The sequence below is a fragment of the Jatrophihabitans sp. genome (genome assembly GCF_035474675.1).
GTDB lineage: Bacteria > Actinomycetota > Actinomycetes > Mycobacteriales > Jatrophihabitantaceae > Jatrophihabitans_A.
Genome location: NZ_DATINC010000053.1, coordinates 1 through 12,847 on the forward strand (window position 1 = coordinate 1; position 12,847 = coordinate 12,847).

Genomic DNA, 12,847 nt, shown 5'->3' on the forward strand with positions numbered 1-12,847 from the left:
TACTGCTCGGGCGCGATCGCGAAGCACGACACGTTGTGATCGGACATCTCGGCGTTGAGGGTCCAGCCGAGGGCGGTGTAGAAGGCGGTCGCGCGCTCGACGCTCTCGACCGGGCAGGTGATGAAGAGGCTCATGCGGTCAACACTTGCAAAATACAAGTGCGACGTCAAGTCCGGGCCGCGCACTCACGTTGGGCCGGGTTCATCGAGAGCTTTCGTTTCCGGCTAGGTGAGTGGGCGCGGGGATAACGCAGCGGGGGCCAGGCACCGAAGTGCCTGGCCCCCACCGAACTACTGGTGCATCACAGCCCAGCTTCGACGGCGATCAGCTCGCGTTGAACGCGGTGTCGTCGATCACGAACGAGGTCTGCAGCGAGACATCCTCGGTGGCGGTGAAGCTGACACTGGTGGTGCCGGCCGGAACGGTGAAGCTCTTCAGCACGTACCCGGTGTTCTTGTTCAGGTTGGAGTACGTCGCCAGCACGGTGCTGCCCGCCTTGACGGTCAGCGTGTCGTAGGCCACGGTGGTGGTGGTCTCAGACGTGTCGATGTGCAGGTAGAAGCTGAAGGTCGCCACGCACCCGGACGGGATGGACACCGACTGGGACAGCGTGTCGGTGTGGGTGGTGCCGTAGCCGTCCATCCAGGCGTTCCAGGTACCGCCGTGCGTCGGCTCACCGGAGCCGCCGTACTGGCCGATCACCCCAGCGGAGGCCGACCAGTTCACGTTGCCGGACTCGAAGCCGGGGTTGAGCAGCTTCTGGCCCGGTGAGGTGCAACCACCACCGGTACCGCTGATCGTCCAGGTGAAGCTGACGCTGCCACTGGCACTGGCCGTGTCCGTCGCGGTCACGGTCGAGGTGAACGTGCCCGCCGCCGACGGGGTGCCGGAGATGACACCGGTCGAGGAGTTGATCGCCAGGCCGGTCGGCAGACCGCTCGCGCTCCAGCTGTAGGTACCGGTGCCGCCGGAGGCCGTCATGGTCAGGCTCTTCGGAGTGCCCACCGTGCCGGTCTGGCTACCCGGGTTGTTCACCGTCACGCCACCGGTGGTGGAGCAGGTGGGGTCACCGGTCTGGGCGGGAACGCTGACCGCGTCCCAGGCTGCCTTCACCTTGTTGAAGTTGGTGCAGTTGCCGGGGGTGAGGTTCTTGGCGGCGGTCAGGGTGGCGGTGCGGTACTTGAAGTAGCTCATGCTGGTGGTCTTGAGGAGCATGGCGTTGTAGAAGATCTTGCCCGCGGTCTGGATGCCGATGCCGACCAGGCCGGTGGAGCCGTTGCAGGTGGTGCTGGTGGGCTGGCCGTTGGTCGGGTTGGTGCCCTCGGCGAGCAGGTAGAACCAGTGGTTGCCCGGTCCTGCGGCGGAGTGGGTCTCGGTGGTCGGGATGCTGCTGGAGTAGCAGTTCGGGTCGCCGGCCAGCGACGGGTTGTACATGTAGCGGATCGGGCCGGAGCCGACCAGGTTGACCTCTTCGCCGACGGTGTAGTCCGGCGGGTCGTAGGCCGAGGGCTCGTTGGTGTAGGCCTCGGTCAGGGCGCCGAAGACGTCACCGGTGAACTCGGCGACCGCCGAGGAGCCGATGCCGCCGGGGGTGAAGTTGTCCACCGCGTGGCCGAACTCGTGGCCGAGCACGTCGAGCTCGGAGATCCAGTCGCCGGCGTTGTTGTGCCCGACCGCGACCCGGGTGCCATCCCAGTAGGCGTTGACGTCGTTGAGGCCGACGTAGATCGGGTAGCCGCCGCCGGAGCCGTTGATGCCGTTACGGCCCAGCCACGCCGAGAGCATGTCCCACTCGTGCTGGACGTCGAACAGGGCGTCCACGCAGCCGGTCTCCCGGTCGCTGCCGACGCCGTTGCCCCAGACGTCGTCACTGCCGGAGTAGATCGCGCCGCCGGTGTAGTTGCGGCAGTTGATGCCCGACCGGATCGGGTCGGTCATCGTCCAGGTGGTGCTGGTCGGGTGGCTGGTGCTGATGGTCAGCGGGTTCGGGCCGTTCCACTTGCCGGTGCCGGTGCCCTCGCGGACCTCGTCGTAGGAGTAGGCCACCGCGCCGGTGCTGGCGTCGGTGAACACGTGCAGCTTGCTCGGGATCGCTCCGGCGTGGCTGGCCACCACGGTCTCGTACGCCAGCCGCGGAGTGCCCAGAGCGTAGACGACCTTGCGCGGGGCCGACACCGAGTCCACGGTGCCCTTGGCCTGGGCCCGCGCGGCCGCGGCCGCCTGTGCGGGCGTCTTGGCCGCGGCGGTGCCCACGTTGACCACCTTGTCCTGCGCGACAGTGGTCCCCAGCACCTTGCCGGTGGCGTCGGTGGTGACCACGAAGTCACCGCCGAACACCGGCAGGCCCTTGTAGGTCCGGTCGTAGGGCACGTACTGCAGACCCTCACGGGTCGAGATCACCGAGTGGGCGATGTAGGCATCGTCCTTGCTGGCATGGATCGAAGCCGGCCGGGCAGCGACCAGACTGGCCGCCGACTGGGCAGCCAGTGCGTTCGGGGACGCCTTCGGGCTGGGCGCGGCCGTGGCCGGGCCGGTGGTGAGCGCGAGACCGGTGACGGCCAGTGCCGTCAGGCCGGTGATCGCACCGAGCGTGGTGCAGCGACGAAGTCGCGGTGGCAGAACCATGGATGGGTTCCTTAGGGGTCGGTGAAGCAGGGGATGGGGGATGGGACGGGTACAACGGGAGATCACGGCAGTGCGGGCAGAAGCCCACTCCGGCTGGTGGACGGATGATGGGCGCCCCGTGGAATTACTGCCCGTAGCGGACCGTAGCGATATTTGTTTCCGATTTCAATGGAAGTTCATAAGTTTCAAGGATTGGGGAAGGATGTGCGCTCTGGGGCTGATGGGTGCATACGCTTACGGCCGGTCGTCCGGCTGGCAAGAGGTACCTGACGAGGAGGTATCTGGCGAGGAGGTACTAGTCCCATCGTCCGATGGCGGGGGTACCACGCGGGGGAGGAGAAATGATCCTGACAGCCACACCTGCACGATGATCTGTCTGGAGACCCAGCCATGAACCGCTTGTTCCTGCTCACCGCCGCCGCCCTGACCGCCACCGGGCTGGCAGCCGCTCCGGCCGTCGCCGGCCTGGTGCACAACCCCTCCTTCAGCCACCAGCTCCCGGTCCGGGCGCCCAGCGGAGCCCAGACCGCGGAACTGGGCGACGACTCCGCGCTGACCGTGCGCTCCTCCGGCGCCGACGACTCCGCGACGCCCACCGCGAGCCCGAGCGCCACCCCGAGCCGGTCCAGGACCGCCGAGCCCGGTGACGACCGTGGTGGGGACCGGACCGGTAGCCGGACTCCGGAGCCCGGTGACGACCGTGGCGGTGACCGGACCGGCAGCCGGACTCCGGAGCCGGGCGACGACCGCGGTGGGGACCGGACCGGCAGCCGGACCCCGGAGCCCGGCGACGACCACGGCGGTGACCGCACCGCCAGCCGGACTCCCGAGCCCGGTGACGACCACGGCGGCTCCTCCGGCAGCGGCTCGGACGACTCCGGCAGCTCCAGCAGCTCCGGCAGTGGCTCGGACGACTCCGGCAGCTCGGGCAGTGGCTCGGACGACTCGGGCAGCGGCTCCAGCGGTAAGAATGGCAGCCATGACGACTGAGGCTGGCCGGTGACGGCTCCCTCCGACGGCGGCGCCGTGACGGTCCCTGCGACCGGCGCGGCGCTGCCGGCTGTCCCGGCGGCTGCTCAGCCGGCGGGCCGTCCGGCCGCCTCCGCGGAACCGCACTGGCAGACCCTGGTCGCGCCGCGGTCCGGCGCACCCCGGCCGGCGTCGGTGCGGCGGCTGCTGGTCCAGGTGGCGGTCTCGGTGGCGGTGCTGTTCACGGTGGTGGCGGCCAGCGGCATCCTGGTGTTCCAGCGGATCGCCAAGCAGGAGGCCGTCCACCAGGTGGCCGAGGTGACCGACATCCTGGCCGAGAGCGTGGTCCAGCCGGCCCTCACCGACGCCATGGCCACCGACCCCGCCGTTGCCACCGCCGGACTGGATGCCTTGATCCGCAAGGGGATTCTCAACACCCAGGTGGTCCGGGTGAAGCTGTGGAGCCCGCAGGGCCTGGTGCTCTACTCCGACGAGCGGCGGCTGGTCGGCCAGCGCTTCGAACTCGACGACGAGGCCGAGGATGCCCTGACCGCGCCCCGCACCGAGGCCGGCATCACCGACCTGGACCGGCCCGAGAACGGCCTGGAGTCCGCGCCCGGCAAGCTGCTGGAGGTGTACCGCCCGGTGTGGACGCCGAGCGGCAAGCCGCTGCTGTTCGAAACCTACTTCCGCTACGACCTGGTGTCCCAGCGCAGCGACGAGCTGTGGCGCGGCTTTTCCGGGGTGATGCTGAGCAGCCTGGTCGCGGTGCTGGTGCTGCTGGCCCCGGTGCTCTGGCTGTTCTACCGGCGGGCCCGGGTGGCCCAGCAGCAGCGGGAGGTGCTGATGCGCCGGGCGCTGGACGCCTCGACCGAGGAGCGCCGCCGGATCGCGGCCACCCTGCACGACGGCGTGGTGCAGCAACTGGCGGGCGCGGCCTTCCTGGTCGGCGGCGAGGTCGAGCGGGCCGCCGCCCAGGGCGAGCAGGCCCGCGCCGAGCGGCTGGGCGAGGCAGCCGCCACCGTCCGGGACGGGGTGGCCGGCATGCGGTCGCTGCTGGTCGACATCTACCCGCCGAGCCTGACCGCCGGCGGGTTGGCGGCGGCGCTGGCGGACCTGGTGCGCACCCAGTCCGGCTCGTCCGCCGAGATCGCCCTGCAGGTCGACCCGGCCGCCGCCGCGGCGCTGGATGCCGAGCAGCAGCAGGCGGTGTTCCGGGTCGCGCAGGAGTGCCTGCGCAACGCGGTGCGGCACTCCGGCGCCGCCGGCATCCGGATCGAGCTCAGCCGGCAGGCCGACGGCGTCCGGCTCGAGGTGGCCGACGACGGCTGCGGGCTGGCTCCCGAGCGTGCCGAACAGGCAGCGTCCGAAGGGCATTTCGGCCTGCGGCTGATCGCCGACGTGGCGGTGGAGGTAGGGGCCCGGCTGTCGATGGCCAGCGGCCCGGACGGCACCCGGTTCCGGATGGAGGTGCCGGCATGATCCGGGTGCTGCTGGCCGACGACCACCGCCTGGTGCGGGCCGGGCTCGCCGGCCTGCTCGGCACCGCCGCCGACATCGAGGTGGTCGGCGAGGCGGCCGACGGCCGGCAGGCGGTGGAGCTGAGCCTGGCCACCGAACCGGACGTGATCCTGATGGACCTGTCGATGCCGGTGCTGGACGGCATCGAGGCCACCCGGCTGATCCTCGACCGGGCGCCGGCGACCCGGGTGATCGCGCTGACCTCCTTCGCCGAGCAGGGCAAGGTCAGCGAGATGCTGGCCAGCGGGGCGGTCGGCTACCTGCTCAAGGACAGCGAGCCGGCCGACTTGCTGGCGGCGGTGCGCTCGGCCAGCGCCGGCGGCGCGCCGCTCGACCCGCGGGTGGCGGTGGCCCTGCTGCCGAACCGGCAACCGACCTCGGTGGCCGACCAGTTGAGCAGCCGGGAACGGGAGGTGCTGGTGCTGGCCAGCCAGGGGCTGGCCAACAAGCAGATCGGCCGGTCGCTGGGCATCGCCGAGCGGACCGTCAAGGTCCACCTGGGCAACGTCTTCCGCCGGATCGGGGTGTCGGACCGCACCTCGGCGGCGCTGTGGGCCCGCGACAACCTCCCCGAAGCCCGCCAGCCGGACGGCGGCGCCCCCGCCTGACGGGTCCGGGTCAGCCGGTCAGGACCGGGCCTTGGCGGTGGCCTTCCGGTTGGCCTTCTTCAGCGCCTCGACCAGCTCGGCCTTGGTCATCTTCGACCGGCCGGGCACGTCGAGCTGCCTGGCCAGCTCCATCAGGTGGGTCTTGGTGGCATTGGCGTCGATGCCCTCGGCGGTCTTGCCGCCCCGCCGGGCGGCCGCCCCGCGCTTGGCCGACTGGGAGTCCGACGGGCCCTTCTTGCCGCCCTGCTTGGGCTCCCAGTGGTCGCCGACCTTCTCGAAGGAGTGCTTGAGCGAGGAGAAGGCGGTGCGGTGCGCACGCTCGCCCTCGCCGTAGCTCTCCACCGCCGAGTCGTGGGTCTTGGACCAGGTTTCCTGCGCCTTCTTCGGCGAGCGCTTCAGCGTCGAGGGCAGTTCATCCTTGGCAGGCATGGCATTCCTCCACTGATAGGGAAAAGCTGCTCTGCCAGGGTCCTGGCAGAGCGGGGGCTCAGGTCGGCGTCGAGGCGTCGGTGTAGCGCAGCAGCGCGGCGATGCCCTGCTCGACGTACTGGTGGCCGCCTGGGGTGATGACCAGCCCGGCACCGCTGCCGGCCAGTGCCCGGACCAGCGCCGCGTCCAGCCGTTCGTGCCGGATCTCGGTCACCCCCAGGTCGCTCAGCTCCATGTCGGAGCCGAGCAGCAGCGGCTCCGGGCCGATCGCGCAGCTGGCGGTGGAGGACGGATCGTCCGACAGCACGAGGGTGTCGACCTGGGCCTTGCGCAGCGCGTCCAGCACCGCCGGGATGCCGGTGACCGCGTAGTCGTGCCGGCCGACCGCCTGCTGCAACCGGGCCAGCACGTCGTGCCGCTCGGCCCACAGGTGGTGCAGCAGCGCCGAGCGCACCTCGGCGTCCAGTGCCTCGCGGGAGGCACCCTCGGCCCGCGCGCCGTGCTCGAGCTGACGGACGCCGACCCGCTGCGGCAGCACCTTGGCCAGCTCCTCGCTGACCAGGGTGCGGGCCCGGACGTCACCGGCCAGCAGCACCACCTGCACCTGGGACGGCAGGTTGTGCACGATCGCCTGGGCGACCTCCTTGCTGTTGGTCTCCCAGGCGTTGTCCACCCGGTTCTGGAAGACCCGCTCGTTCCAGACGTCCCGGCCGGTCTTGCGCAGCGGGTACTCGGTGCCGCCCGCCACCGAGGTCTGCTCGCTGTGCAGATCGTCCAGCACGGTGTGCACGTCGGCCCCGGTGCGGTCGATCAGCACGGTCAGGTGCGGGATCTGGGTGGACCGGTCGACCAGGTAGGGCAGCACGTGCGGCAGCGGTGCCCAGCGGGCGAGCTCGCGCAGCGGCGGCCGGCGGGTCGGCTCGTCCAGCAGCACCTCGCCGTCGGCGGCCACCACGAACTGACCGTGCCGGCCGGCGATCTCGGCATGCGCGCCGGCCACCTCATCGATCGCCTGCAGGGTCTTGTCGTCCGCGCCGGCCTCGGCCAGCTGGCCGCGCAGGGCGCGCCAGCGCAGCTCGACCTCGGTGCTGCCGGACTCGCTGGCCCGGGTGGCGTCGAGGTAGACCGAGGCGAACGGGCCCGGATGGCTGTACAGGGCAGAGACGGTGGTCGGAATCTGCATGGGTGCGCCCACTCTCGTTGTCGTCGAACGACTCGGGCGCACTGCTGGGCCTCGGCCGAGAGACTCCCACTGTTCGGCCGTCGCTGTTTTCCGATACTACGACGGTCCGCCGGCTGCGGCGGGTCAGGGCTGGGTGTAGCTGACGATGCCCAGGCACATCTCGTCGGAGGATCCCTCGCCCCAGACCACGTAGCGCGGCGGCAGCTTGGCCAGCGCCGGCAGCTTGCGGCGCAGGCCGGCGTCGTGGGTGCAGGTCACCTGCAGCCGGTCGCCGGCGTGCACGGTGACCGTCTCGGGGAGCACCGTGGCCCGCTGGTCGTCGAAGTCCCAGGCTTTGATGTCGAGCAGCCGCTGGCTGGTTCCGTCCTGCCGGGTCAGGTCGATCCGGATCGACCGGCCGAGCAGGTGCATGTGGCCGGCCACCGCGCGCAGCTGCATCGTCTCGCTCACCGGCCGGCCGCAGGTCTGGGTCGGGCCGCTGCGGGGATTGCTGAACGAGCCGTCGCACAGCAGCTGCAGGCCGGCCACCACCCGCCCGGAGTTGGTGCCGAAGCGCCGCATCACGTCGACCACCGAGGCCTCGCGGACGCACAGCGGGCCGGTGTCGCCGGCCGGGCAGGGCAGTTCGACGGGTGCCGGCAGCAGCATGGTCTGCAGCGGCTGCAACCGGGCACCCGGGGCGGCGACCCGCAGCTTCACCGTGGTGTCGTCGGCGCCGGCGCCGTTGAGCAGGTTGTAGTGCATCTGCAGGATCAGCCGGGTGCCGGCCCGGACCCGCTGGCCGGTGCCGGCCGCGAACCGCTGCTCGCCGCCGGATGTCGCCCAGGCGGCCACCCAGGGCGCGGAGTTGAGCCCGCCGAGGTCGGTGTCGTTGCCGGGCAGACCGGGCCCGCCGAAGCAGGACCAACCCAGTCGCGGGTCGGCGGCGTCCTTGGCCTTGGCGGCGCCCACCTGTTCCGGGTCGGCCCGGTAGAGGATCGCGTGGTGCACCAGGTTGGGATTGCCCGGCTCCAGCACCACCCCGGACAGGAACGAGTCCCGGGTGAGCTTGGGGTCCAGCAAGATGCAGCGGTAGTCGTCGGTGCCGCCGGCCTCGGCCTGCGGACGGTAGGCGCCGCCCGGCATCGACAGGGTGATCCAGCGCTCGCCCGGCTGCAGGGCTGCGACCGCCACCGAGCCCGCTGCGGCATGGTCGCCGTGTGACGAGGCGGTCGCGCTGGCGCCTGCTGCCGCGCTGGAACCGGCCTGTGATCCTTGCTCCGCCGGCGGGCCGGGAGTCGCGGAGGTGCAGCCGGCCAGCAGCGCCCCGGCGGCAAGAGCGACGGCGGCGGCGCGGACGAGGCGGGATCTCCGGTGGAGTGCGGGCACCGCACCATTGTGCCTGGTCAGCCCCCGGACCGGCTCACATCTCGGCGGCGGCCGGCACGACCTCCTTGCCCAGCAGTTCCAACCGCTCGGTCTGCCAGACCCCCGGCACCCAGCCGTGCACGTGTGCCACGCCGAGCCCGGCCAGTCCGCGCAGCTGGTCCAGCAGGGCCGGGATCTGCTCGCCGCGCTCGCCGGGGTCGAGCGGGGCCATCACGGTCTTCTCGATGTCGTCGTAGTCGCGGCCCTCGGTGCGGCAGTGCTCGCGCAGGATGTCGAGCTTGCGCTCCAGGTCGGGCCCGGCGAACAGGTTGCAGGCCTGGGCGTAGCGGGCCACCAGCCGCAGCGTCTTCTTCTCACCGCCACCGCCGATCAGGATCGGCGGCCGGCGGATCGGCTGTGGCACGTTGAGGGTTCGGCCCAGCCGGTAGTGCCGGCCCTGGTACGGCCCGTCGTCGTCGCTCCACATCTGCAGGCAGATCTGCAGCGTCTCCTCGAGCCGCTCGAACCGTTCGGCGGTGCCCGGGAACGGCAGGCCCAACCCGGTCGCCTCGTCGCCGTTCCAGGCCGCCCCGATACCGAGCATCGCGCGGCCTTGCGACAGCACGTCCAGGGTGCTCACCAGCTTGGCCAGCAGCCCCGGCTCCCGGTAGCTGACCGCCGTCACCCAGGCCAGCAGCTCGACCCGCGAGGTGCGGGCGGCCAGGTAGCCCAGCGTGGTGTAGGCCTCCAGCATCTCGTGCTCCGGCGGGCCGAGCACCGAGATCTGCCAGACGTGGTCCATGACGCTGACCCGGGCGAAGCCGGCCTGCTCGGCCGCCACCGCCACTCGGGTCAGGTCGTCGGCCAGGCCCGCCGGGCCGCTCGGGAAGGTGAAATCCGCGATGTGCAAGCCGAGCTTCACGTCTGGCTCCTCTCCCGCGCGAGCAGGGCGCGGGTGTGTGCGTCGGAGGACCTGTCGCATTCGACCCTAGAACGGCCCGGCGCCGGTGGGCAAAGGAGCCCGCAACGGCACGGACGAGCAGCCGGCCGCCTCGTCGGGGACGAGACGGCCGGCTGCCGGGTCGGGCGGTGCTGGTCAGGTGAGGCAGGTCAGGAGCAGACCGCCGCGCTCGGGGTGTTGCCGTAGGAGTTGACCATCAGGATCCGGTAGCAGGTGCCGGCCGGCGGGCTGGAGTAGTCGGTGGCGCTGCCCCGGCTGCCGGAGCCGCTGACCGCCGGGTACTGCGAGCCCACCGACAGCCAGCTGGCCTGGGCGTCGGTGCTGCGCTGCAGCACGTAGCCGGTCTCGTCGTTGGCGTTGTCGGTGAACCCGACCACCATCGAGGTTCCGGTGTTGGTCAGCGTCAGGGCGGTGGCCGCCGACGGCGGGCCGAACACCGTGTAGCTGGAGCACACCAGGTTGGCATCGGCACCGCCGCCGACGTTGCTCGCCCGCACGCACAGGGTGTGGGTGCCCTTCACGGTGGACTTGCCGGTGTAGAAGCTGTAGCCGTGGTTGTCGCCGTAGCCGGGGTAGCTGGCGTTCAGCCCGGCGTAGGCGCCGTTGGCGGTCTTGGTCTCCAGCACCGTGTTGTCGAGCACCAGCGAGACCTGCAGCGGGGCGGTGGTGTCCCAGTCGATCGTCCAGCCGGAGATCGAGTAGTAGCCCCAGGTTCCCAGGCTGGAACCGGAGGCCAGGCCGCCGGTCGGGTTGGCCGGCTGCTGGTGGGTCTGCACCGCGATGTGCACCGAGCCGCTGGCCGAGCAGTTGCTGCCGCCGTCGACGCAGTTCCGGGCCGAGACGTAGTAGTCGATGTAGCGCGCGGCCGGTGCCGCTGTGTCGGTGAAGGAGGTGGCGTTGGCCGGTGCGCTCAGGTACGTGCTGGCCCCGCTGACCACCCGGCGGATGACAAAGCTGGTCTCGTCGCTGGACCGGTCGGACCACTGCAGCGTGACCGAGGTCTGCAGGACCGACGGCGCGGTCAGGTTGGCCGGGGCGAGCGGTGCCGGCGGCGGGGGGTCATAGACCCAGCAGCTGTCCGGCGGGTTGTCGCTGTCACACGGATTCATGGCCAGGGCCGGGGTTGCGGTCGCCAGGACGGCGGCCGCCGCTGCGGCAGCCACCGCTGCGCTGACCGCCACGACACGCTTGATTGCCCGCACTGTTCTTTCCCTTCGGTGGATGGACGATGCCGGGAAAGAGCGGGCGGCTGGCGGGGCTGATACGGCTGCTGGCTGGCAAGACCTGCCATGCATCCGGCGGTTTGTTTGGGTATCACGTGCATCCGGACAATGCTCGTAAGCGCCGTCCGGCACGGCCGAAAGTCGATCGAGGGCCCGGCGGGGGAGAGCCCCGCCGGGCCGTCGTCCGGGCTAGCGCCAGGTGTCGTTGAGGGTCAGCGTGCTGCCCGAGCCGGTGTTGGCGGTCCGGTTGGAGGACCCCTCCCAGGTGACGGTGCCGTCCGGGTTCTTCTTGATGTACTTGTACTGGATGGCGGTGTTCTTGGGCAGCCACACTGTGGTGGACCAGACCGGGTAGCCACCCGACGACAGCGCCGTGGCCAGGTTCGGGTTCCAGACCCCGAGCAGCGAGTGGTCGCCGACCACGAACACGTTCTGCCCGAACGTGGTGCTGGCGTTCTCGTTGAAGGTCACCGCGACCGCGGTGCTGGTGCTGGCGGTGGAGTAGCTGGAGAAAGCCACCGCGCTCTGCGCGGGCACCGTGATGGTGGCGTTGTGCGCGGCGTCCACGCTCACCAGCGGCCCGCTGCAGGTGGTGCCGGACGCGGTTCCGTGGATCACGTCGCAGTAGCTGCCGGCCGCCATGCCGGTGGCGAAGGTACGGGTCACCGCGGCGTAGGTGTTGTTGATCGCGATGAAACCGGCCGAGCCGCGGCTGAAGGAGATGACGTTGTTGCCGTCGCTCCACCAGTTGGTCACCGCGTTGCCGGCGACCGCGTTGTGCCAGCCGACCATGCCGAGGATGGCCTGCTGCCGGTCCTCGCACAGCCAGGTGCCGATGCTGCCGCAGTCGGTGGCGGTGACGAAGCCGCTGGCGTCCGCCGGCGGCGACTGGTCGTTGTTGGCGAAGGTGAAGCTGGCATAGACCTGCGGCGTGCCGTAGCCCCAGGCGAGGGAGAAGATGTTGGCCAGCTGGTAGGTCGAGCCGTTCTTGTAGTTCAGGGTGGAGCCATCCCGGTCGGTGTCGTGGTTGTCGACGAAGGTCACCGACTTGTTGCTCGGCTCCAGGCCCCAGCTCTGGCCGAACGTCTGCAGGTTGGCGATGCTGCCCTGGAACTGTTCCTTGAGCTTCTTGCCGTAGGTGAACTCCAGCACGCTGCCGTTGGTCTCGTAGGCGGGCGGGTTGACCGCGCCGCCTGGCATCACCTCCTGGTACAGGAAGGCCGACCGGGTCAGCTGAGCCTTGATCGCCGCGATGTCGGCGGCGTCGATGTGCTTGGCGGCGTCGAGCCGGAAGCCGTCCACGCCCAGGCTGAGCAGGTCGTTGAGGTAGCCGGCCAGCTTGCCGCGGACGTAGGAGCTCTCGGTGCGCAGGTCCGACAGCTGGACCAGCTCGCACTTCTGCACGTCGGTGGCGTTGTTGTAGTCGTGGATCTGGCCGTCGGAGTTCGGGCAGTCGCTGGGGTAGTGGTGGAAGTCCTGGCTGCCGTAGGTGCCCGGGTAGGTGTACTTGCCGGTGAAGGTGGTGCCGGCATAGCCGGAGCCGGAGCTGTTCTGGCCGGTCATGTGGTTGAGCACCGCGTCGGCGTAGACCTTCACGCCGGCGTTGTGGCAGGCGGTAACCATGGCCGCGAACGCGGTGCGGTTACCCATCCGGCTGCTGACCTGGTAGCTGACCGGCTGGTAGACCTCCCACCAGGGATGCCCGGCGCCGGCCAGGGTGGCCGATTCCTCCGGCGGCGCGACCTGGACCGCGCCGTAGCCGTTCGGGCCGAGCACGTTGGTGCACTCGCTGGCGACCGAGCTCCAGTTCCACTCGAAGAGGTTGGCGATCACGTCGCCGCGCGGCGGGGTGCTGGCGGCGGCGGCCGGTGCGGCGCTGGTGAACAGCGCGGCGACCAGGGCGGCCGCGACCAGCAGGGCGCTGGCGATGCTCGCGCCCAGGGTGGTCCGGACACGGCGACGGGGAGGGACGGACATGGGT

General features: G+C 70.9%; 11 protein-coding genes. 3 read left to right on the forward strand and 8 right to left on the reverse strand.

The annotated features are described in order from the left end of the window. Nucleotides 1–134, reverse strand: a 134-nt coding sequence (locus VLJ82_RS05985; RefSeq protein ID WP_408662456.1) for a VOC family protein, incomplete at its 3' end; no start/stop codon positions are given. A 190-nt stretch (nt 135–324) separates the two neighbouring features. After that, complete coding sequence (locus VLJ82_RS05990; protein ID WP_408662415.1) at nt 325–2,625, reverse strand: M4 family metallopeptidase; 2,301 nt, start codon at nt 2,623–2,625, stop codon at nt 325–327. A gap of 390 nt (nt 2,626–3,015) precedes the next feature. Here VLJ82_RS05990 and VLJ82_RS05995 point away from each other — a divergent pair, with 390 nt between their 5' ends. Genes VLJ82_RS05995 through VLJ82_RS06005 form a run of 3 tightly spaced genes read left to right on the forward strand, consistent with a single transcriptional unit; the run spans nt 3,016 to nt 5,723 of the window. Then, nucleotides 3,016–3,615: a hypothetical protein gene (locus VLJ82_RS05995; RefSeq protein WP_408662416.1), complete on the forward strand. Its 600-nt coding sequence runs from the start codon at nt 3,016–3,018 to the stop codon at nt 3,613–3,615. A 36-nt stretch (nt 3,616–3,651) separates the two neighbouring features. Then, a complete protein-coding gene (locus tag VLJ82_RS06000) occupies nt 3,652–5,076 on the forward strand; it encodes a sensor histidine kinase (protein WP_408662417.1) in 1,425 nt (474 codons plus the stop codon). Then, nucleotides 5,073–5,723 (forward strand): response regulator, encoded by a 651-nt coding sequence (locus tag VLJ82_RS06005; RefSeq protein ID WP_408662418.1) that lies wholly within the window; start codon nt 5,073–5,075, stop codon nt 5,721–5,723. Before VLJ82_RS06000 ends, VLJ82_RS06005 begins: the two co-directional genes overlap by 4 nt. An 18-nt stretch (nt 5,724–5,741) precedes the next feature. On the opposite strand, the gene VLJ82_RS06010 is transcribed toward VLJ82_RS06005, so the two are convergent. From VLJ82_RS06010 to VLJ82_RS06035, 6 genes are all read right to left on the reverse strand, one after another. Continuing rightward, nucleotides 5,742–6,152 (reverse strand): ChaB family protein, encoded by a 411-nt coding sequence (locus tag VLJ82_RS06010; RefSeq protein WP_408662419.1) that lies wholly within the window; start codon nt 6,150–6,152, stop codon nt 5,742–5,744. Nucleotides 6,153–6,210: 58 nt separating this feature from the next. Then, complete coding sequence (locus VLJ82_RS06015) at nt 6,211–7,335, reverse strand: Vms1/Ankzf1 family peptidyl-tRNA hydrolase (protein WP_408662420.1); 1,125 nt, start codon at nt 7,333–7,335, stop codon at nt 6,211–6,213. A 123-nt stretch (nt 7,336–7,458) separates the two neighbouring features. After that, a complete protein-coding gene (locus tag VLJ82_RS06020; protein ID WP_408662421.1) occupies nt 7,459–8,703 on the reverse strand; it encodes a hypothetical protein in 1,245 nt (414 codons plus the stop codon). 34 nt (nt 8,704–8,737) lie between these two features. Next, a complete protein-coding gene (locus VLJ82_RS06025) occupies nt 8,738–9,604 on the reverse strand; it encodes an LLM class F420-dependent oxidoreductase (RefSeq protein ID WP_408662422.1) in 867 nt (288 codons plus the stop codon). Nucleotides 9,605–9,792: 188 nt separating this feature from the next. Next, a complete protein-coding gene (locus VLJ82_RS06030; RefSeq protein WP_408662423.1) occupies nt 9,793–10,824 on the reverse strand; it encodes a hypothetical protein in 1,032 nt (343 codons plus the stop codon). 231 nt (nt 10,825–11,055) lie between these two features. Continuing rightward, entirely contained in the window at nt 11,056–12,843 is a 1,788-nt protein-coding gene (locus VLJ82_RS06035; protein WP_408662424.1) for a carbohydrate-binding module family 20 domain-containing protein, read from the reverse strand. Between the last annotated feature and the right edge of the window lie 4 nt (nt 12,844–12,847).

Coding starts and splice junctions, on each gene's coding strand:
- VLJ82_RS06035 (WP_408662424.1), bottom strand. CDS start 12,843: ATGTCCGTCCCTCCCCGTCGCCGTGTCCGGACCACCCTGGGCGCGAGC.
- VLJ82_RS06010 (WP_408662419.1), bottom strand. CDS start 6,152: ATGCCTGCCAAGGATGAACTGCCCTCGACGCTGAAGCGCTCGCCGAAG.
- VLJ82_RS05990 (WP_408662415.1), bottom strand. CDS start 2,625: ATGGTTCTGCCACCGCGACTTCGTCGCTGCACCACGCTCGGTGCGATC.
- VLJ82_RS06015 (WP_408662420.1), bottom strand. CDS start 7,335: ATGCAGATTCCGACCACCGTCTCTGCCCTGTACAGCCATCCGGGCCCG.
- VLJ82_RS06005 (WP_408662418.1), top strand. CDS start 5,073: ATGATCCGGGTGCTGCTGGCCGACGACCACCGCCTGGTGCGGGCCGGG.
- VLJ82_RS05995 (WP_408662416.1), top strand. CDS start 3,016: ATGAACCGCTTGTTCCTGCTCACCGCCGCCGCCCTGACCGCCACCGGG.